Genomic DNA, 20,808 nt, shown 5'->3' with positions numbered 1-20,808 from the left:
CGCGGCAATCAACACGATTCCGTGGCCGCGTTACGCTAACAATAAATTGAATTCATAAATTCCTTGTGAGAAAATGTTGTTAATAATTAGTGAGGTGCTGGATAATGAAAACTATAGGTCTTATTGGTGGAATGAGTTGGGAGTCATCTCTGCTCTATTACCAAATCATTAATCAATATGTAAAAAAAAGGCTAGGCGGGCATCATTCCGCTAAAAGTCTCATGTATTCGGTAAATTTTCAAGAAATCAAGACTTTACAGCATCAAGGGAATTGGGATGAGGCCACAAAAATTATGATTGATTCAGCGCAAAAACTTGAAACGGCTGGAGCAGATTTAATCGTCATCTGTACAAATACAATGCATAAAATGGCACAAGAAGTAGAAAGATCGGTAACTATTCCGTTAATTCATATTGCAGACTCATCAGCAATTAAAATAGTTAAAGATGGAATTAAGAAGGTCGCGTTACTGGGGACTGCATTTACGATGGAACAAGATTTTTACAAGGGCAGGCTTACTGAAAAGTTTGGACTTGAGGTTATTGTGCCAAATGAAGTAGATCGATCGGATGTACATGACATCATATATCAAGAGCTTTGTCTTGGTATTATTAATGAAGAGTCTAAGCAAACCTACTTAAAGATCATAAATAATCTTAAACAGCAAGGAGCAGAAGCCGTTATTTTGGGATGTACAGAAATAACACTACTCATCTCACAAGACGATTGCAGTATACCCGTTTATGATACAACAAGACTTCATGCTGAAAGTGCTGTCGACTTCGCTTTAAAAGGGACCATCCAGGATGCATAAGCCAAAATAAATGGTAACTTGTTAAGCTAAACGGATACGTTAGTTCAATAATGATACTAATGATACCGCGGCAGCCGGCCATTCACGAACGGCTGCTTTTTCATTGAACTAAAGGGCGGGATAGCGCAATCACGGTTCTTGAGTGATGTCCCTAATGCAAGTCAAAAGTGACTTATCTATGCTCCCGAGTGCTCATTAAACTTTGCAAACGCGCAGCCGTATCCGTTGAAGCTGTATAAATCATGATCTTCAGATCCGGATCGGTCGGCGGTTGCAGAGTCACATATTCAAACTCCATCTCTCCGATACGAGGGTCGTACATCCGTTTGTGGCAATCTGTTACGACCTGAACGTCATGTAGCGGCCATATCTCGCGAAACAGCTGGCTGATCTGCATAAATTCCTCAATAAGCTCCTTAAACCTCGTATCATTAGGGAAGTGTGCGTAATCCGCACGAAAGCGTGCAATAATGATCTGTGCTTTGGCTTCCCAATCCTTTATGTTCGATTTTAGCTTGGCGTCCGTCAAAAGACGCCTCATCCAATTGGTTCTCTGCTGCATATTATTTGAAAATGCCGGTAATTGGAAGTAATGTGCAATGCCACTTCATATTCTGACGGTCACTAGCAAGGGCCGGGTTTCTTGCCTTTATGATTCTCAAATAACAACTATACCTCTATTTAAAAGCCCGTGTATAAAATGGATTTTTACAGGGGATTTTAATTCAATTCCAACATGAAGGAGTTGAAGTAATCGATGACCCAACCTAGAGACGAGTATGGGGTACTAGGTAATAAAATCGAAGCGGATTCGGATGTGAATGAGGATCGTAGTCGAGAGGAGCAATTAGATGACTCATTTGAAGCCTGGTATGGGAATATTGGTGATCAGGTGAGGCAAAAGTTGGATCTTACGAACGTTCCGCAAGCCAGTGTGTTTGATTCCGCCGTCGAAACGGATGAAGATCCTTCCTCGGTTCGGAAGACTTTGCTGTAAGTAATAAGCCCTCGAGCTCACCCGCGAGGGCTTTAATTTTTTGCATAATAACAAATCAAACCTTTTATCGATTTGGAACCAGGGAATGAATAGAAATCTACAAAAATCATTAGTTGGTTAAGTGTATTCTCTTTGATATGGACGGTACAATCCAGGACAGTGAGAGATTAGCGACTGAAGCAAATCGTCATGGATTCCGGATTGTATTGGGATGTGAGGCAACGCCGGAGGAGTTGGATTTTCTCGTAGGTAAGCCTGCGTTAGCTACACTGAACTCCATGTTTCCGGGACAAGGAGATCTCATCTTGGAACATGGGGTGGAGTTCTATTTGGCCCGGTCACACAGCATTACTGGCTACTCTGGTATCGTTGAGTTGCTCGAACAATTGCGTGAAGCGGGATTCCGGCTCGGTATCGTTTCTTCCAAGCACCGCCGATTTATCGTGCCTGAGCTGGAATCGAAATCGTTGCTTCAGTTCTTCGAATGTATTGTCGGTCAAGAAGACACTGTGAAGCATAAGCCCGACCCTGAGCCATTACTTCTTGCTTCAAGTGTTATGGGAGTTAGACCTGAGGAGTGCGTTTACATAGGCGATCAGCCGACGGATGTGCTGGCAGCCCGGGGGGCTGGTATGGTTAGTGCGGGCGCTCTCTGGGGAGAAGGAAAGCTAGAGAAGCTGGCCCCTGTGGATCCAGATTTAATGTTCAAAGAACCAGTAGAAGTAATTGAATTTTTTGTTAGCCGTAATTTGACAGCGTAATCTGTGACAAAAACGCTAACGAATACGATAGCTCAATAATCAACCTCGGCAGCATGCCATTCCGATCGGCTGTTTTTTGTTGAACTAAGGAAAGGTAAGCATGGTAAAATGATGTTGCATTGATGATGGAGGTGATCTATGGGCTATAAATTTTCCATTATTGACGATGAAAGTGGTTAAGTGACAACCCTAACGAACTTGGACAATGGGTAGGCTGCACGCTTGAGGAGAAACGTGCTTGGTCACAGGTTATACGTTTAAGCATTCACAAATTTCATACAATAAGAAGTAAAGAACAAGTTAACACAATTGATGGAGAGCTTATCCAGGACGTGGAGACCTTTTACATTGCCCTTGGAGAAGCAGTAAATGGTCCTTTTGGTTATTATGGAGCTTGTCTGAATGGTTTTGAAGATTGTTTATGTGGAGATTTCGGCTTAGTTCCTCCCTTAGAGTAACACATTCGCTTCACCTACAATATGATGAGTTTAGGAAATCTAAAGAGGTGAGCCAATGGCAGTCGTAAAAGCCAGGAAACAGGATATTGATATGTTGGCAAGGTTGCTTCGAGCTGAAGCTGAGACCGAAGGCGAAATGGGTATGGTCCTTGTTGGAAATGTTGGCATTAACCGAATAAGAGCGAATTGCTCCGATTTTAAAGGACTCCGGACAATTCCCCAAATGATCAACCAGCCGCATGCGTTCGAAGCGTTGCAACATGGTTTGTACTATCAAAACGCAAGAGAGAGGGAACGCCGTCTGGCGCAACGGGCTGTGAATGGGGAGCGGAATTGGCCAGCCAAATTCTCCCTATGGTATTTCCGTCCAGGAACGTTCGAAAATCCCGGACCATGTCCGCCAACTTGGTATAATCAGCCGCTCGTAGGACGATACAAGAAGCACTGTTTTTATGAACCGACCGCGGAAGAATGTGAAAATGTATATAATACGTTTTAATTTTATAAACGAAAAGAGCTCAGGATCTCTTAACCTGACTTGTCACAGCCAAGTATCGGATGACAAGAACATTAGCCGAATGAGGCCTGCTTGAATTGCAGGCTTTATTTATTATCGGATCAAGTTCTTGTCATTTGTCAATGACAAGAACATTGTCCGATTGCCAACGAGCTTTGCCAGTCGGCAGCCTGTTTAACGAACGGGAAAGAAGGTTAAAAAAAGGAAAACCATGATGGGTGGAGAATAAGTTGTTGTCGGGTTAGAGATTAAACTAACGGGCAGTTTAGCGACAGATAGACATCCAATATATTGTGCTTATCCAGTTAAATGGAGGGTCTAACCATGGGCATTAGGAATTATCTGATTGAAGGCGTTTCCGGCACCGGCAAAACTTCGGTCTGCAAAGAATTGCAGCGGCGCGGCTACCATGCCATTAATGGTGACCGTGAATTGGCTTATCAAGGCGATCCAGAAACTGGTACACGGACGGATGGCGTCACGCACGAGCACCACATATGGCATGTAGATAAAGTAAAAGCTTTGGTCGCCAACCAGGATGAGGCGGTAACATTTTTCTGCGGTGGTTCTAGGAACTTTTCGAAATTCATAGATCTATTTGACGGCGTGTTTGTCCTCGAGGTCGACCTTGACACATTGAACCGGCGGCTTGACGAGCGACCGGAAAATGAGTGGGGCGGAAAGAAAACGGAACGGGAACTCATTGCGCGATTGCACCAAACGAAAGAAGACATTCCGAAAAACGGAATTATAATCGATGCCACCGCACCGATCGCGCACGTTGTTGACGAGATCGTCCGTCAAAGCGAAGCAAATAAACGCCAACGACAGTAACTCGGTCGCTCACGGACAGCCCAATACACCGGTGCACCTGGATACGAATAGTCCCATCCACTGCGGGGGCTTAGTTCAATATCAAGAAACTTTGAATGCAAGCTAAATGGCGTGCTAATCGGCACGTCATTTAGCTTTGTTAATTACAGAAACAATTCAGTGTTATTTGCCGAGCAAAATCGTATGTAAATTGGAAGGTAAATTCACATTTTCTCCTCCAAAACGGAACCCGTTAAAGTAAGATCATGAGTCCGCCGCGGGATCGATCGAGCTGCTTCATTAAGCAAAAGGGCAGAATTGCGTAAAAAATTACTCTAAAAAAGGAAATATGGAATTGTCTGAAGAATTCATTAACAAAACTAACTGATTTTCACTAAGAACACTCTACAAACTACAATAATCGAGGATAAAAAAATGTATAAAGCAGTTATTTTTGATTTGGACAATACGTTATTAAATTATAGTTTGTCTGAAACTGAATCAATGAGGAAAACCTGTAATGACCACAACCTCTTTATTGATGACGTAATCCAATGGAATTTGTTTTGGAGATCTTTTTCGGAACATAATTTCCGTCATTGGATGGATTTTGTAAATGGCGGTGAAGTAAAAACAATAGGTGATGTATTGAGATTTTCATTTAGAGACACTCTTGATCTGGAGGAGGCACTTCATAGTAAGTTATCAGACACTTACTGGAATTATTTTTGTAATACTTGCATTTTTGAAGATGGAGCAGAAGAGATACTGCCTATTTTAATGGCTAAATTTCAATTAGGTATTATTACAAATGGAGTAAGTGAATCTCAAAGAAAGAGGCTTAAGGCTGGGAAAATACATGATATTTTTAAGTCCATTGTTATATCGGATGAAGTAGGCATAAGGAAACCTAATAAAGAAATATTTAATATTGCTTTAAGTGACTTTAGTTTAAGTAACAATGAAGTCCTATTTATTGGGGATTCATTACAAGATGACTATCATGGTGCAATGAATTCAGAAATCGACTTCTGCTTTTATAACCGCCAAAATATAGAGGTTTCTAATGACATTAAACTCAAATATAATATTAGAAATCTTTTAGATCTTGTCACAATTTTGGGGTTGTAATAATTACAAGAGGCTGTATAGGAGTTGATATTGATATGATTCGTGAAGCTGAACGATCTGATAAAAACCAACTGTGGGAGCTCTATCGTATGTTAGTACCAAATAGTAAGAAAATGAATGTTCTCGAAGAACAAATTGATAGAATCAGAAGTGACCCTAATAACTTTCTATTTGTTTTTGATGATGGCAGTGCAATATTGGGGACAGTGACGCTAAATATTTGTATCCAAGCGTTGCATGGGACAAGACCGTATGGAGTTGTCGAGAATATTATTGTTCATGAGAATCATCGAAGTAAGAGTATTGGACAACAACTTTTACAATATGTTGAAGAGTATTGTAGGTCTATAAATTGTCATCGGATTATGCTTCTAAGCAATTCAACCCGTGAAAGAGCTCATCAGTTCTTCGAACGAGAAGGATATGACGGATTGGTTAGTAAAGGGTTTAAAAAATATCTCTAATTCAGCTTAAAGGGATACGATAGCGCAATGAAGACACGAAGGCAGCCGATCACGACGATCGGCTGCCTTTGTTCAGAAAGGGCAGAATAGTTGAATCATTATTGCGGATGTATTATGCATAGAGGTACAACTGAATAAAAAAATTACCGAAATATGACTGGTTTCATGATGATGTCATGTGGAGAATTGTTCCTCGAATTGCTACTATAGAAATTCCTGTTTCAGATCTTAAGAAATCGATTGAATGGTACTGCAGGAATCTTGGCACAAGAGTCGTACATGAAACAAAGACAGATGCGATGTTGCATTTACAAGGAAGCAACAAGTGGCGTTCCAACGCTGTTTTTGTGTCAAACGAAAGATGTCAGCAACAAATTAGGATTTCTCAACACAAACACAAACATCAGACACAGTGTGATTGATTTTTATGTACTTGACTTAGTTCGGTTTCATAAGTTCTTATCGGGTCAAGACGTCAATGTTGGAAAACTTAACTATAATATAGGCGAAGGTTTGAGGGGCTTTGGTTTTAGTGACCCTGATGGGAATATTTTTTCGGCATGCAACATCATCCATCATGGTCAAGTTTAATTGGCATTCATTAAGCTAAACGGGTACGATTGTGTAATGAGCAGATAGCCACAGCTTTCTGATTTTTAATGAAGTAACGGGCAGGATAACGGAATGATTTACTGCCTACAAAGCTTATCTTGACTGCTGGATGGAAGTGGTATATTCTAAGGTCAGTAACCACTGACAGTCACATGCTTGATGAGAGGATTTTGAAAATGGATGACAGTAAGTTGGGGGTTAGCGACAGGCTGTTACTCGCTGCAATCAATTTGATCTCGGAGAAGGGCTACAATGGCGTCACTACACAGGAGATCGCCACGGCCGCCGGTCTAAGCGAAAAGACGCTATTTCGCCATTTCGGCAGCAAACAGAAACTCCTTGAATCCGCCATTGACCGGTTTCACTATGCCGAAGAGATGCGGAAATTTTTCGAGGAGAAGCTGGTTTGGGAGTTGGAGATTGACCTGCTTACTGTCTGCAGGACATACCATGAAATCATGAACCGCAACCGGAAGTTGATTCAGATCAGCACCAAGGCTCAATTGCCCGGTTTTAAAGAACGGATGCAGCAGCACCCGCTGCAACTTCTAGAATTTCTGACGAACTACTTTATCGCTATGGCTGAGAAAAGGAAAATGATCTGCACAAATCCAAGGATTCAAGCGTTTACGTTCATGATGTCGCAATATGGTGCATTCGTCAATGATTTGGAAGCCGGCAAGAACTATCCGAATATCGAGTTGGAACCTTTCATGCAAGAGAGCGTAAAAATATTTGCTAGGGCTTTTAGCACCTAGCAAATATTTTTACCTATATGTCAGTAAGTACTTACTGACTGTCATTATTATATGGAGAGGATGATTAGGATGACATTAGAAAAGAACATTTATGATGCCGCCGTGATCGGCGGGGGACTTACCGGGCTGACGGCAGCCGTTTATTTGGCAAGGGCAGGGAAATCCGTAATCGTTTTTGAAAAAGAAAGCAGGCTGGGAGGTCTTGCCCAAACGACAAAGATGAATGGTGCGCTATTTAACCTCGGTCCTCATGCTATGTATGAAGGAGGGGCAGCGCTTCGCATTCTAGTTGAGCTCGGCTGCCTGCCAAAGGGAGGCTATGCGTCCAAGGGCAGCATGATCGGGATTTTACAGGGGAGAATTTTAGAGTTGCCGAGCGATTTAACCCCGGAAGAAAATAGGGAGTGGAGCAGCCTGATGGGCGGATTGAATCAAATCGAAACCGAATCGATTCGATCGATCAGTCTAGAAGAATGGGCAAACCTAAACATTCGTCAAGAACGTGTTCGTCTCTTCTTCCTTGCGATGTGCCGACAATGGTCCTACTGCGATGATATGGGAGTACTAAGCGCTGGATTCGTGCTCCGGCAAGGTCAGCTCGCTGGTAAAGGCGTACGTTATGTAGAGGGGGGCTGGCAGACAGTTGTAGACGATTTGCGCGATGCGGCTGCCAAAGCCGGCGCTGCTATTGTTGTAGGTAATGGTGTCGAGCAAATCCTGATCGAGAACGGACGCCTCAAAGGAGTTAAGCTGTCGGATGATTCTGAAATCAAGGTATCAGCCGTCATCGCGGCAACGGGACCGCATGAAGTATGCCGATTCGTGCAAGGTGCAGAGCGGATGTCAGTCGGCAGATGGAAAGAAGAATCGCGGCCTCTCTATGCCGCATGCCTGGATGTGGCTTTGAAACAATTCCCTTGCCCGGAGCGAGTGTTTGCGCTCGGGTTAGATGAACCTCTCTACTTCTCGAAGCATTCTGGACCTGTCACACTGAGTGACAACGGCTCACTTGTACTGCATGCAATGAGGTATAACGATAACAATAATTTGAGAGATGCAAGGGCGGATGAGAAGGCGCTGACCGATCTCATGGACCTTCTGGAGCCTGGCTGGGAGAAGGAAGTCGTTGCCATGCGTTTTTCTCCTAATGTTCTCGTAGGCTACGATTCACATACAATACACCACAATGGGGCAGGTCCGGCTCCAGGTCCGGTCGTTCCGGAGGTTCTGGGTCTATATGTCGCCGGTGATTGGGTAGGAGCAGAGGGACGACTTGCAGATGCGGGCATCGCAAGCGCCAAACAAGCCGCCGAAGAGGTGCTTCGCTATGCAAATTAACGAATCAACTGGCATGAAGTTCGCCTATTTGCTAGCTGTATTAAACGCTGTCTTCATCGGAATCTCGTTCATGTTCGTCAAAACGACGCTTGACTACACAAGTCCAATCGATTCCTTGACATTTCGATTTTCCGCAGCGTTTGTCATCCTCTCCATCATGGCAGCGTGTAGTTTGTTCAAGCTGAACTACCGAGGCAAGCCGCTGCATCAATTGTTGCTGCTGGCAAGCATGTATCCGATTGGATTTTTTATGCCTGGGTCCTGAAAGAGAATATAGCCTGGTACCATCTACTCGGTTCAGTATTTATTATCGCTGGAGTGATCGGAACAAATCTTTTGGGGCAGAAAAAGGCTGACCGACTAGCGGCATCCGCAAAACTAGCTTGAACAAAAAAATGTCAAATAATGATAGTCTTTTAGAATTTAAACTTTGGAGGCTGTAGAAATATAACATCCCGTTACCTCTCAAAATAATTTCTGCCAAAAAGAAAAATCAATTATTTAAGCAAGTCAGAGAGGAGTTAAGTATTTTTGAAAAAGATTTGACCATAACAGAGATGGATAGTGAACGTAGCATTAACATAACGGGAAGGTCCAAAGTAAGCACATTAGCAATCTATAAGAAACCGGGCCTGCTATTCTTTGATAAAATATAGACAGTAAGAGGTTGAATATGGGACGTTTAATCCTGCAAATGAATGTGACGCTGGACGGTTGCTGTGACCATACGCAGGTGATTGCAGATGAGGAGCTCCACCAGTATTCGGTGGACATGATGGACCAGTCCGACGGTCTGCTTTTTGGACGCGAAATCTATCAGTTGATGGAAAGTGCCTGGCCAGCCATAGCCAGCAGCGGCGCCGGACCTCAATTCTTGGTCGACTTCGCACGCAAGCTCGATCGGAAACCCAAGTACGTGGTCTCGCGGACGCTGGATCAAGTATCGTGGCAGAACTCTTTCTTATTGAAAGGGCCTGTTTCTGAGGAGGTGCCACAGCTTATGGCAGAAGGGAAGAACTTACTCGTTAACGGCGGTCCCGGCCTCGGTTCCAACCTGGCACAACTGGGATTGGTGGATGAGTATCACTTCCTGGTACAGCCCATCGTTGCCGGACGTGGTCCTCAATTGTTGGGTGGAATTCGTGATCGACTGGACCTGAAGCTGACCGGGACCATCCCTTTCGGCTCTGGCGTCGTGCTGCTCCGCTACACACCCGCTCGTTGACTGCCTGGCTGATAACCGCGGCTTGGCACTGCCAGACGAATAATACGAGCACAAGATGTAGCCGGCAAACATTTGTCGGCCCATATTAAACATACTAGCGTAATAGACTGGCGCCCGTTGGTTAAGTCAACGGGCAAAATTCTTCCAATATGTGTTATTATAAAAAAGGATGTTTCTTTGTATAAATTTGCTCAATAAACGAGTTCGTCACCATCTGAAATGGCAGAACAAGCAGACCTTGGTCTCGTTGGAAACTGAAAATTGGAGGGTGTTATTGAAATGGCTAAACTGATCTACGCTGCTAACATATCATTGGACGGGTACATAGAGAACGAGCACGGCAATATCGATTGGGGGATCTCCGATGAAGAGACGTATGCGTTCTGGACTGACTTCCAGCGGACGATTGGCACCTATCTCTACGGGCGTCGAATGTACGAGTCGAATGTACGAGTCGATGGTGTACTGGGAGACGACGAGCACCAGCGGCGATCAACCGGAGGTAGTGCGGGAATTCGCACAGATTTGGCGAGCGGCTGAGAAGATCGTGTATTCCCGGACGCTTCAGGCGGTTTCAAGCGCCAGAACTAGGATCGAGCGCGAATTCGATCCTGATGCGATCCGGAGGCTGAAGGAGTCCTCAGGAGCCGATATTTCGATTACCGGCCCCGAGCTTGCTGGGCAGGCGATGAGCGCGGGACTGATCGACGAGTGTCATCTGCTTCTTAATCCGATCGTCTTGGGTGGAGGTAAGCGAGCATTGCCGGACAACCTCCTCATGCGGCTCGAGCTGCTCGGTGAGCGCCGCTTCCGCAGCGGCATTGTTCAGCTTCACTACCGCGTGACCGTCTGACCGCGACGCTAGAGTGAAATTCATCTCCTCCTCATCAAAACATAGCATCAAACCCTTTGGAATTGACCTGAACATTCTGGGTAGGTTTGATTCCGGAATGCAATCACTGGCGACTGTTGTCGTGTGACAAGAACATAGTAACATTAGAAGCCGCTGATTATGCGGCTTTATATTTTATGATATCAAGTTCTTGTCAAAACACAATGACAAGAACTGGTCCTTATGAAAATCTTAATAATTTCTCATGCGAGAAATCATAAATATAGTTACCGAATTTAGTAAAATAGTAGGATGTTGGGTTCTGTCTGAAAGGAGATGAAAATCATGTGCGCTAAAGTTCTCATTGTGGACGATGAACGCGAAATTGCCGATTTGGTTGAGCTATACTTGAAAAACGAGAATTATACGGTTTTCAAATACTATACTGCCAAAGAAGCGTTGGAATGTATCGATAAGACCGAGCTTGACCTTGCCATACTGGATATAATGCTTCCCGGTTCGAGCGGTCTCACTATTTGCCAAAAGATACGGGACAAGCACACCTATCCAATTATCATGCTGACCGCGAAAGATACGGAGGTAGATAAAATTACAGGGCTAACAATCGGCGCGGACGATTATATAACGAAACCCTTTCGCCCGCTGGAGTTAATTGCGCGGGTCAAGGCGCAACTACGCCGCTACAAGAAATACAGCGGAGCTGTGGTGCAAAGTGAAAATGTTATTGTCCACTCTGGCCTTGTCATTGATATTAATACGCACGAGTGTTTTTTGAACGAAAAACCTCTATCCCTTACACCTACTGAATTTTCAATCCTGCGCATCCTCTGTGAAAACAAGGGGAATGTGGTTAGCTCCGAGCAGTTATTTCATGAGATATGGGGCGACGAATATTTCAGCAAGAGCAACAACACCATCACCGTGCATATCCGGCATCTGCGCAAAAAAATGAATGACGCCATTGATAATCCAAAGTATATAAAAACGGTATGGGGGGTTGGCTATAAGGTTGAAAAATAAAAATAAGAATAAAAAAACCGATTATTCCAAACTAACACGAAAACTCTACCTGTATATTCTTGTGATTGTTATGGCATCAATTGTATTCGTGTCGTTTTTGCGTTTATTTATCCTGCAGCAAGCACTTGGGGAGTGGAGCGTACGTTTTTTGGAAAACAGTTTTAACTTAGAGCGTCAGGACGCGATGACAATATATCAGTATACCATACGGAATAATATGGAAATCTTTATTTATGTGGCGATTGCCATTAGTATTCTTATTCTATGTCGCGTCATGCTTTCAAAATTTGCAAAATACTTTGACGAGATAAATACCGGCATTGATATACTTATTCAGAACGAAGATAAACAAATTGAGCTTTCTACGGAAATGGAGTTCATGGAACAGAAGCTGGGCACATTAAAACGAACTCTGGAAAAGCGAGAGCAGGATGCAAAGCTGGCCGAACAAAGAAAAAATAACGTTGTTATGTACTTGGCGCATGATATTAAAACGCCCCTTACATCCGTTATCGGTTATCTGAGCCTGCTTGACGAGGCGCCAGACATGCCGGTAGAGCAAAAGGCAAAGTATGTGCATATCACGTTGGACAAAGCGTATCGCCTCGAACAGCTAATCGACGAGTTTTTTGAGATTACGCGGTATAACCTCCAAACGATTACGCTCACGAAAAAGCACATAGACCTATACTATATGCTGTTGCAGATGACCGATGAATTTTATCCCCAGCTTGCCTCGAATGGAAAACAGGCGGTTATCCATGCTTCCGAGGATTTGACCGTATTCGGCGACCCCGATAAGCTGGCGAGGGTCTTTAACAACATTTTGAAAAACGCCGCTGCATACTGCGAGGACGACAGCTTCATTGACATTACGGCGGGCCTCTCCGGGGATGTGGTGTCCATCGTTTTCAAGAACGCCGGAAGCATCCCCAAAAATAAGCTCGCTGCCATATTTGAAAAGTTTTACAGGCTGGACGATGCTCGTTCTTCCGATACGGGCGGCGCGGGACTTGGATTGGCGATTGCAAAAGAAATCATTGTTCAGCATGGCGGGCAGATTTACGCGGAAAGCAATGATAACTACACGACGTTCACGGTAGAGCTTCCGGCCTTGCCAGACTTGGTTGATAAAAGGAGTTCTTAAGAAATGAACATCGTTTCTTAGGAAAATCTCAAGGTCCCACTACTTTTTCTTAGGAAATTAACAATTTAATATTAAAAAATGGCTCGTTCTTATGCGGTAGACTTAAACCGTAAGAAAGAGCTTTTTTCGTTTCGCCAGAGAAGGATATGACAAGTTATGCGTGGATTAAAATACAAGGCAGGTGCTCACATGGGTAGAAAAAGAGTGACACAAATATTCCCTTTCCTGTTGCCGGTCAGGGTAATGCAGCGGAAGATGTGTTTTTATGCCGGGATGCGGTTTGATGGTCGCCGCTACGCGGAAACCATTGACGGGAAGGAGCTTCCTTATAAGCTTTTTGAAACGGGCTGCGCCTTATACAACGGCCATACCGGCTTTGATATGGCATATCAAAAAAACAAGGTGTTTAACCTGAAGCTGGCGGCAAAGACACTGAACGGCCTTTTGATAAGACCGGGTGAAACCTTTTCCTTTTGGTGGCTTGTACGCCATGCGGACAAGCATATTCCCTATAAAGACGGTCTTACGGTGACAAATGGCAAACTCACTACCGCGCCGGGCGGCGGCTTGTGTCAAATGAGCAACCTGCTGTTTTGGATGTTCCTGCACACGCCGCTGACGGTCACCGAGCGGAGCGGCCACGAGGTCAAGGAGTTTCCCGAACCAAACAGTGACGAAATCAAAGGGGTGGACGCAACAATCTACGAGGGATGGATTGACTTAAAGGCGCGAAACGATACCGATTGTACATATCAAATTTCAGTGGCGTTCGATGATGAAAACATCATAGGGACGGTGTTCGTGGACAAGCGGCCCCAAGTTCTGTACAGAGTTGCAAACGGCGGCATTGAGTATTCCCGCGAAAGCGGCGGGATTTATGAATACGTCAAGGTTGAGAGAGCGGAAATTGACGCGGATACCTGCGAAATAACAGGGCAGAAGCTGTTTTACACCAACAAATGTGAAATCCGCTATCCCCTGCCAGAGAATGTGGAAATTAAGGAGCCGAAAATATAGGGTAACGGCAATCCGTTTCGCCACTCATCTCCGCGTGCTCTGTAGTTTGCCGTCACTCTGCCTGTAACTTATCACTCCTCTTCATATATTTCAATTTACTGCGATCGGCATCCCCGTTTCATTTCTTATTGGTGCCTTTCGTAGAAAGGAATGGTCTTAATTATGAATAACATCGGCATTACCTTTTATGGATGCGAGCAGGATGAAGCAGATGCATTCCGTGCCCTTTCGCCACGCTTTGGCGTTATGCCCTCGATAATTAACGCCCCCGTGTCGGAAGACAACGCCATATCAGCCCCTTGCAATCGATGTATCAGCGTAGGACACAAATCCGAGGTTTCCGCGTCTATTCTTCTTGCGCTGAAAAGAGCCGGCGTGAAATATATCTCTACCCGAAGCATCGGCTGCAATCATATAGATACAACTGCCGCTAAGAGAATGGGTATCGCTGTCGGCAATGTGGCGTATTCGCCGGATAGCGTTGCCGATTATACCATGATGCTGATGCTTATGGCAGTACGCAACGCGAAATCTATTGAGCGCTCTGTGGAAAAACATGATTTCAGGCTGGACAGCGTCCGTGGCAAGGTACTGCGCGACATGACAGTCGGCGTGCTGGGAACCGGCCATATAGGCAAAGCGGTTATTGAGCGGCTGCGGGGATTTGGATGTCATGTGCTGGCTTATGATCGCAGCCAAAAAGTAGAGGCAAACTATGCCCCGTTTGATGCGTTGTTGCAAAATAGCGATATCGTTACGCTTCATGTGCCGCTCAATGCGGATACGCGCCATATCATCGGCCACGAACAAATAAGGGGAATGAAGCAAGGCGCGTTTATTATCAATACAGGGCGCGGTGCGCTTGTAGATACCGATGCGCTGGTTAAAGCATTGGAAAACGGAAAACTGGGCGGCGCCGCATTGGATGTATTGGAGGGAGAGGAAGGGCTTTTCTACTTTGATTGCACACAAAAACTAATTGATAATGAATTTTTACTGAAACTTCAAAGGATGCCGAACGTGATAATCACGCCGCATACGGCTTATTATACCGAACAGGCGTTGCGTGATACCGTTGAAAAAACAATTAAGAACTGTTTGGATTTTGAAAGGAGCCTGGCGCATGGATAGAGTAAAAGTTGCAATCCTGTTTGGCGGTTGCTCGGAGGAGCATGATGTGTCGGTAAAATCCGCAAGTGAGATCGCCGCTAACATTGACAACGAAAAGTACGAGCCGTTATACATTGGAATTACGAAATCCGGTGTTTGGAAAATGTGCGAAAAACCGTGCGCGGAATGGGAAAACGGCATTTGCTATTCAGCCGTGCTCTCACCGGATAAAAAAATGCACGGATTGCTTGTTATAAAGAACCATGAATATGAAATCCACCACGTTGATGTAGCATTTCCGGTTTTGCACGGCAAGTCGGGTGAAGATGGATCAATACAAGGTCTGTTTGAATTGTCCGGTATCCCCTTTGTGGGCTGCGATATTCAAAGCTCCGCGATTTGTATGGACAAATCGCTGGCATACATCATTGCGAAAAATGCTGGCATAGCTACTCCCGAATTTTGGGTTATTAATAAAGACGATAGGCCGGCGACAGATGCGTTCGCCTATCCTGTTTTTGTTAAACCGGCGCGTTCAGGCTCATCCTATGGCGTGACAAAAGTCAATGGCGCGGACGAATTGGACGCCGCAATTGAATCGGCAAGACAATATGACAGCAAAATCTTAATTGAGCAGGCTGTTTTGGGCTGTGAGGTCGGTTGTGCCGTATTGGGAAACAGTTCCGAGTTGATTGTTGGCGAGGTGGACCAAATCAGGCTGCGGCACGGTATCTTTCGCATTCATCAGGAAGCCGAGCCGGAAAAAGGCTCTGAAAACGCAGTTATAACCATTCCCGCAGACTTGTCGGCAGAGGAGCGAGGACGGATACGGGAAATGGCAAAAAAAATATATAAGGCGTTCGGCTGTAGAGGTCTTTCCCGTGTTGATATGTTTTTACAAGATGACGGCCGCATTGTGCTTAACGAAGTCAATACCCTGCCCGGTTTCACGTCATACAGCCGTTATCCCCGTATGATGGCCGCTGCAGGTATGACGCTTCCCGAACTGATTGACCGCCTGATCGAATTAGCGTTAAGGGGCTGATAAGCATGGAAAAGGGATTTGTTTTTTTAGATGAAATATTGCACGGTGTTCGCTGGGACGCCAAATATGCCACATGGGACAATTTTACAGGGAAACCAGTAGACGGATATGTGGTCAATCGAATAGTGGGAACACATGCCGTAGCCCTTGCGCTGCTGGAGGTGCAGAAGCAAGCGGCGGCTCTTGGGTACGGTTTGCTGTTATGGGACGGGTATCGGCCCAAACGTGCGGTAGATTGCTTCCTGCGTTGGTCCGAACAACCGGAAGACAACCTCACAAAAGAAAAATACTATCCGAATATCGAGCGAACCGAGATGGTTGCAAAAGGATATGTGGCGTCACAATCAAGTCATAGTCGTGGAAGTGCTATTGATCTTACGCTTTACCACTTAGATACGGGGGCACTTGTTTCCATGGGAGGCAGCTTCGATTTTATGGATGAGCGTTCACACCATGCGGCAAGAGGGATTGCAAGCATGGAAGCGCAAAATCGCAGACTTTTGCGTTCCATCATGGAAAACAGTGGGTTTGAACCATATAGCTTCGAATGGTGGCACTATGTACTAAGAAACGAACCATATCCCAATAGCTATTTTGATTTCCCTGTTTTATAGTGATTTTCTAAATAAGCTTGTTCATGTTCAGCACAATGCCGCCGCGCACCGGTATGGTGCCGCCCGCCAAATTCGTACCCGAGCCACGCGGCACGACCGGAATGCCGTATTCATTCGCCGTCCGCAGCACGCCCGCCTCCTCTTGGGTCGTCCCCGGCAGCAGTACCGCATCCGGCATTGATTGAAAATCGGCGTCGCATCGTACGAATACGCATACAATTCATTCGGCGTATCTATATAATAAGTGTCACCGACAATGGCTGTCAGAGAGTAGAATTATCGATACAAGCTGCGGGATGGAGAGATAGGCCATGAATTTGCAAAAGAAAAATTACGAAATCATTACGGACGAGCTCCGGCGCATCATCGAAGCGGGACTGATCAAGCCGGGCGAGAAGCTCGATACGATCGATCAATTGGCGGCGCAGTACCGCGTCGGACGGTCGACGGTGCGCGAGGCGCTCAGCCATCTGAAGGCGCTCGGTCTCGTCGAATCGCGGCAAGGCGGCGGCACCTACGTCAAGAAGCCCGGGCTCGAACCGCAGGAGGTGCTGGAATCGCTGCAGACGTCGAACGCCGAACTATCGCAGGTGCTTCAGGTGCGCAAGATCCTTGAGGTCGGCGCGGCGGAGCTTGCCGCCAAACACCGCACCGCCGAAGACGTCGAAGAGCTCGGCAAAATCATCGGACAAATGCGGGACGCCGTCGGCAACGAGGAGATCAGCCAGATCTACGATACGAACTTTCACCTCGCTATCGCCAAGGCATCCAACAACGCGATTCTGGAAACGATTGTGACGCACATTTCCGCGGCGATGTTCCGCACCATTAAGGATAGCCGCAGGCTGTGGCTTTATAGCGGGAAGGATATGGCCGGCAAGCTGTTCGAGGTGCACATGAAGCTATTCGAAGCGATCTGCGACAGAGATCCGAAGCTGGCCGCAGCGACGATGGCGAAGCATCTCGCCCAGGTCGAGAACGCTTTGCAGTCAGTAAAATGAAACATTTCACTGTACGCTGCCCCTATAGTAACTGATACAACTATCCATGGCATCCAGCTACATAACTTTTTTGCCTGAAACACATATTACTCTTGTTATTACGGCTCCTGATACGTTCGCCAGCCTCATCGCCGTTGGCATTATCGGCATGATTGCTGTGAAAGTCATCATTAGCATCGGCGTGGTGATCGGGATGTACCCGGTCACGGGCATTACACTGCCGCTCATAAGTGCGGGAGGGTCATCATTGACGCTTATATTGACATCGATCGGCATCCTGCTTAATATATCCCGTTATTCGAGGTGACATGGCATGAAAACCATCGTCTTTACCGGAGGAGGTTCGGCGGGACACGTCACGCCGAACATCGCGCTGATGAGCAAGCTTCAGCAATTAGGCTGGGAAGTCTGCTACATCGGTTCAGCCGCCGGTATCGAGAAAGACATTATCGAGCGCGAAGGCGTTCCTTTTTATCCGATTTCCTCCGGGAAATTGCGCAGATATTTCGATCTCAAAAATTTCAAAGATCCTTTCAGAGTCATTAAAGGCGTTTACGAGTCTTATAGATTATTACGTCGTTTGAAGCCCGTCATCGTTTTTTCGAAAGGCGGGTTCGTTTCCGTCCCGGTCGTTCTTGGAAGCCGGATGAACAAGATCCCGGTCATTATCCATGAGTCAGATATGACGCCGGGACTTGCCAACAAAATTTCGATTCCTTTTGCAACGAAGGTTTGTATCACGTTTCCGGAATCGATGCAGCATGTGCAGGATCAAAAAGCGATTTTAACGGGACTTCCGATTCGTGAGGGAATTTTAAACGGGAAAGCTTCAAAAGGCTATCACCTCTGTGATTTTCATTCCCAGAAGCCTGTTATTCTGATCATGGGCGGCAGTCTTGGCTCTCAAGTTATTAACCAGGCCGTCAGGGATAATCTGGACAGGTTGCTTGCACAATTCCAAATTGTACATATTTGCGGCAATGGAAATGTCTCCCAAGATCTCTCCGGCAAGAGAGGGTACAGACAATTTGAGTATATTTCTGACGAGCTTCCGGATGTCATGGCGATGTCGGATTTGGTAATTTCCCGGGCGGGAGCCACTTCGATTTATGAATTTCTCTTATTGGAAAAACCGATGCTTCTCATTCCACTCTCGCTGCAGGTGAGCAGAGGCGATCAAATTTTAAATGCTAAATCGTTCCAAAAGGCCGGCTACGCCGATGTGCTTCCGGAAGAAGAGCTAACCTCCGAATCCCTCGTTGAACGTGTTGAAACGCTCTATGTGAAGTGTGAAGCCTACAAAGAAGCCATGTCATCCCGCTTTGAAACGAATGCGGTAGAAACGATTGTCAAGCTGATTGAAACGTATAGCAGCTAAACGTCCTGATTTCGCTAGTAGGCGATTGTCACACTCTTTCCGATTTTAAATAAACTACACTATAACCGTGACAGACACCTAAGGCTTTATACGGCGCCTGAATCCGAAATCCGGCCAATTTCGGTCCGGCTCGGGAACTGGCTTACCATCAAAGAAATTAACTTCGTTCTGGTGAATCCTGCGACAACCAAAAGAAATAAGGAGAATCGGGATAATTCTCCCTCTAAAAGCGATCCGAAGGATGCTCTTGTTATTGCAGATGTAGTAAGTCGCGGGGGGGTATCCTTCAGAGCTTTTTCCTGACATCGAGTCACGGTAGCTGACTAAACATTGCTGAATCGAATTAAGCGTTATGGCAAGACAGTGACCAGAAACATGAGCCAGAAGGGCGCAGCTCCGTCGGGTACATGAAAAAAGTGGACAACTCGTTCCAGTTCTGGCTCCAGGACTTCACCGATTAAGGGATACTTTTCACCCCACGTTTCTTCAAACCGCTCCAACTCCAGCAACGCAGCCGATGCACTTTTGAATAATTGTTTTCGGATAACATGCCGAGATGCTTGGCTGAAGCCCGTCAAATTGTTCACGCAGACGAGCCAACATACTGGATCTGCTCAACCTCCGAAATGGATAATCTGATGTAACTTATGTCCCATTTGAAATCTTTTCAATGGTTTTACATTTCATTTTACAGACCCCAACTATCGAGTGCCCTCGCACTACTTATTTTGCGCTTTTCCTGCCATAGCTGCGGGCGTAACGCATCATCCGGACGTATGCTGCTCGGTCGAACTTTTTGAACGGATGGAATTGAGGATGGTTGCTGTTCACTTCCAGCACCCAAAGCCGCCCGCTTCGGTCGTAGGCGAAATCGACGCCCATCTCGCGCATGCCCGAACGTTTGGCGCTTAGCGTCCGTACGATGTCCAGCGCTTTGCGGGTTAAATGGCGGATGCGCGCCTTGCCTTGTTCTTCCGGCAGTCCTTTTCGATTATGCAGCGACACCATCGACATTAGTTCTCCGCCCTGATAATAATTGGTTACAATCTTGCCCGCCCGTCCGACCTTGGCCGCCATCCCGGTACATGTCCAGCTTCCTCCCGGCTTACGCTGCACCATAACGCGAATGTCGTACGGTCTTTCTCCCGCCCGGTCAAGTCGCACTGTCTTCTGAATAATCATTCGCCCCTGGCGTTTCGCCAGTATATGCCGGTAAACGGAAGACGTTGATTTGAACCGGATACTCCGTTTGCCCCGCTGCGAGGAACGCAGCTTGAACCCGTTTCGCGTCCGCGTCAGCTTGAAGATGCCGATTCCGAGCGAACCGATATCTGGCTTGATATAAAGCGAGGAATGGCTAGCCGTCATCTTTCTCATATTGGGGAGCGTGAGCAGTCTTGTATGGGGAATGTTTTTTTTCAGCGAACGATTCGCGGACAAATATCGGCAGACCCGCAGTTTGCCTCTGATAGTGCGGCTGCGATAGTTCTTTTTGAACACAATGAATCACCTCCCCGGTACTATATGACCGGCTTGGCGGAAGTTCGTGTGCGCTTGTCAAATTCCGCGAATGTCCCCTCGCTCCGGCACGGGGAACGGGAGAACTATGCGGAGGATTTTTTTGGGTAGGTCATTTCGAGATGGCTTATCCTAGCAAAGTGCTGTTCCATAAGTATTCCTCACCTTTATTTTGAAAAGGTTTACATGACAATACCGTATATCGGTGGGTGTCCG

25 protein-coding genes and 4 pseudogenes are annotated in these 20,808 nt (G+C 45.9%); 25 read left to right on the top strand and 4 right to left on the bottom strand.

Annotated features, from left to right (window positions below):
* Positions 1-104: 104 nt before the first annotated feature.
* Positions 105-815 (top strand): aspartate/glutamate racemase family protein, encoded by a 711-nt coding sequence (locus E1757_RS28425; protein WP_133234576.1) that lies wholly within the window; start codon positions 105-107, stop codon positions 813-815.
* 172 nt (positions 816-987) lie between these two features.
* Here E1757_RS28425 and E1757_RS28420 read toward each other — a convergent pair whose 3' ends face one another.
* Positions 988-1,377, bottom strand: coding sequence for an MmyB family transcriptional regulator (locus E1757_RS28420; RefSeq protein WP_165972327.1), 390 nt, complete (start codon positions 1,375-1,377; stop codon positions 988-990).
* A gap of 195 nt (positions 1,378-1,572) precedes the next feature.
* Between E1757_RS28420 and E1757_RS28415 the strand changes: the two genes are divergently transcribed.
* The 20 genes and pseudogenes from E1757_RS28415 (at position 1,573) to vanX (ending at position 16,695) form a co-directional block, all read left to right on the top strand.
* Positions 1,573-1,812 carry a hypothetical protein gene (locus tag E1757_RS28415; RefSeq protein WP_133234574.1) on the top strand — a complete coding sequence of 80 codons (240 nt, stop codon included), beginning with the start codon at positions 1,573-1,575 and terminating at the stop codon, positions 1,810-1,812.
* Between the two features lie 113 nt (positions 1,813-1,925).
* Entirely contained in the window at positions 1,926-2,573 is a 648-nt protein-coding gene (locus E1757_RS28410; RefSeq protein WP_281282548.1) for an HAD family hydrolase, read from the top strand.
* Between the two features lie 251 nt (positions 2,574-2,824).
* The gene (locus E1757_RS37340) at positions 2,825-3,031 is read left to right on the top strand and encodes a barstar family protein (protein WP_133234710.1); all 207 of its coding nucleotides are present in this window, start codon (positions 2,825-2,827) and stop codon (positions 3,029-3,031) included.
* A 55-nt stretch (positions 3,032-3,086) separates the two neighbouring features.
* The gene (locus E1757_RS28400) at positions 3,087-3,530 is read left to right on the top strand and encodes a cell wall hydrolase (protein WP_133234570.1); all 444 of its coding nucleotides are present in this window, start codon (positions 3,087-3,089) and stop codon (positions 3,528-3,530) included.
* A 342-nt stretch (positions 3,531-3,872) separates the two neighbouring features.
* A complete protein-coding gene (locus E1757_RS28395; RefSeq protein ID WP_133234568.1) occupies positions 3,873-4,382 on the top strand; it encodes an AAA family ATPase in 510 nt (169 codons plus the stop codon).
* A gap of 414 nt (positions 4,383-4,796) precedes the next feature.
* Positions 4,797-5,492, top strand: coding sequence for an HAD-IA family hydrolase (locus E1757_RS28390; protein ID WP_133234566.1), 696 nt, complete (start codon positions 4,797-4,799; stop codon positions 5,490-5,492).
* A 35-nt stretch (positions 5,493-5,527) separates the two neighbouring features.
* Entirely contained in the window at positions 5,528-5,956 is a 429-nt protein-coding gene (locus E1757_RS28385) for a GNAT family N-acetyltransferase (RefSeq protein ID WP_133234564.1), read from the top strand.
* 176 nt (positions 5,957-6,132) lie between these two features.
* Positions 6,133-6,234: pseudogene (locus E1757_RS37335) on the top strand (VOC family protein); the annotation flags it as partial.
* Position 6,235: 1 nt separating this feature from the next.
* Positions 6,236-6,547, top strand: a complete 312-nt coding sequence (locus E1757_RS36695) for a hypothetical protein (protein WP_246079606.1) — start codon at positions 6,236-6,238, stop codon at positions 6,545-6,547.
* Positions 6,548-6,744: 197 nt separating this feature from the next.
* The gene (locus E1757_RS28375; RefSeq protein WP_133234560.1) at positions 6,745-7,326 is read left to right on the top strand and encodes a TetR/AcrR family transcriptional regulator; all 582 of its coding nucleotides are present in this window, start codon (positions 6,745-6,747) and stop codon (positions 7,324-7,326) included.
* Between the two features lie 69 nt (positions 7,327-7,395).
* Positions 7,396-8,664 carry a phytoene desaturase family protein gene (locus E1757_RS36995; RefSeq protein WP_133234558.1) on the top strand — a complete coding sequence of 423 codons (1,269 nt, stop codon included), beginning with the start codon at positions 7,396-7,398 and terminating at the stop codon, positions 8,662-8,664.
* Positions 8,654-8,929: an EamA family transporter gene (locus E1757_RS28365; protein ID WP_133234556.1), complete on the top strand. Its 276-nt coding sequence runs from the start codon at positions 8,654-8,656 to the stop codon at positions 8,927-8,929. The genes E1757_RS36995 and E1757_RS28365 overlap by 11 nt, the downstream gene beginning before the upstream one ends.
* Positions 8,930-9,337: 408 nt before the next feature.
* The gene (locus E1757_RS28360; RefSeq protein WP_133234554.1) at positions 9,338-9,889 is read left to right on the top strand and encodes a dihydrofolate reductase family protein; all 552 of its coding nucleotides are present in this window, start codon (positions 9,338-9,340) and stop codon (positions 9,887-9,889) included.
* 406 nt (positions 9,890-10,295) lie between these two features.
* Positions 10,296-10,742 carry a dihydrofolate reductase family protein gene (locus E1757_RS28355; protein ID WP_220446545.1) on the top strand — a complete coding sequence of 149 codons (447 nt, stop codon included), beginning with the start codon at positions 10,296-10,298 and terminating at the stop codon, positions 10,740-10,742.
* Between the two features lie 324 nt (positions 10,743-11,066).
* A complete protein-coding gene (vanR-A, locus tag E1757_RS28350) occupies positions 11,067-11,762 on the top strand; it encodes a vancomycin resistance response regulator transcription factor VanR-A (RefSeq protein ID WP_133234552.1) in 696 nt (231 codons plus the stop codon).
* Complete coding sequence (gene vanS / locus E1757_RS28345) at positions 11,752-12,909, top strand: vancomycin resistance histidine kinase VanS (RefSeq protein WP_133234550.1); 1,158 nt, start codon at positions 11,752-11,754, stop codon at positions 12,907-12,909. The genes vanR-A and vanS overlap by 11 nt, the downstream gene beginning before the upstream one ends.
* Before the next feature lie 189 nt (positions 12,910-13,098).
* Entirely contained in the window at positions 13,099-13,926 is an 828-nt protein-coding gene (gene vanW / locus E1757_RS28340) for a glycopeptide resistance accessory protein VanW (protein ID WP_133234708.1), read from the top strand.
* 162 nt (positions 13,927-14,088) lie between these two features.
* Positions 14,089-15,057, top strand: coding sequence for a D-lactate dehydrogenase VanH (vanH, locus tag E1757_RS28335; protein WP_133234548.1), 969 nt, complete (start codon positions 14,089-14,091; stop codon positions 15,055-15,057).
* Entirely contained in the window at positions 15,050-16,081 is a 1,032-nt protein-coding gene (vanA, locus tag E1757_RS28330; RefSeq protein ID WP_133234546.1) for a D-alanine--(R)-lactate ligase, read from the top strand. Before vanH ends, vanA begins: the two co-directional genes overlap by 8 nt.
* A 5-nt stretch (positions 16,082-16,086) precedes the next feature.
* A complete protein-coding gene (gene vanX, locus E1757_RS28325; RefSeq protein ID WP_133234544.1) occupies positions 16,087-16,695 on the top strand; it encodes a D-Ala-D-Ala dipeptidase VanX in 609 nt (202 codons plus the stop codon).
* Between the two features lie 7 nt (positions 16,696-16,702).
* Here the strand turns inward: vanX and E1757_RS37330 are convergent, their stop codons facing one another.
* Entirely contained in the window at positions 16,703-16,873 is a 171-nt protein-coding gene (locus tag E1757_RS37330; protein ID WP_133234542.1) for an FAD-binding oxidoreductase, read from the bottom strand.
* Positions 16,874-17,006: 133 nt separating this feature from the next.
* Between E1757_RS37330 and E1757_RS28315 the strand changes: the two genes are divergently transcribed.
* From E1757_RS28315 to E1757_RS28300, 4 genes and pseudogenes are all read left to right on the top strand, one after another.
* A complete protein-coding gene (locus E1757_RS28315; protein ID WP_133234540.1) occupies positions 17,007-17,696 on the top strand; it encodes a FadR/GntR family transcriptional regulator in 690 nt (229 codons plus the stop codon).
* A gap of 91 nt (positions 17,697-17,787) precedes the next feature.
* Positions 17,788-18,003, top strand: a pseudogene (locus E1757_RS28310) (FtsW/RodA/SpoVE family cell cycle protein); the annotation flags it as partial.
* Between the two features lie 6 nt (positions 18,004-18,009).
* On the top strand, positions 18,010-19,074 hold the full coding sequence (locus E1757_RS28305; protein WP_133234538.1) for an undecaprenyldiphospho-muramoylpentapeptide beta-N-acetylglucosaminyltransferase: 1,065 nt from the start codon (positions 18,010-18,012) through the stop codon (positions 19,072-19,074).
* Between the two features lie 129 nt (positions 19,075-19,203).
* A pseudogene (locus E1757_RS28300) lies at positions 19,204-19,350 on the top strand (IS110 family transposase); the annotation flags it as partial.
* A gap of 112 nt (positions 19,351-19,462) precedes the next feature.
* Here the strand turns inward: E1757_RS28300 and E1757_RS37325 are convergent.
* Positions 19,463-19,670, bottom strand: a pseudogene (locus E1757_RS37325) (transposase); the annotation flags it as partial.
* 127 nt (positions 19,671-19,797) lie between these two features.
* A complete protein-coding gene (locus E1757_RS28290; protein ID WP_133234536.1) occupies positions 19,798-20,574 on the bottom strand; it encodes a YheC/YheD family protein in 777 nt (258 codons plus the stop codon).
* Between the last annotated feature and the right edge of the window lie 234 nt (positions 20,575-20,808).

This window comes from Paenibacillus piri (genome assembly GCF_004354045.1).
GTDB lineage: Bacteria > Bacillota > Bacilli > Paenibacillales > NBRC-103111 > Paenibacillus_S > Paenibacillus_S piri.
Note: the sequence above shows the minus strand (reverse complement) of the source record. Positions and strands in the feature narration are given on the sequence as shown.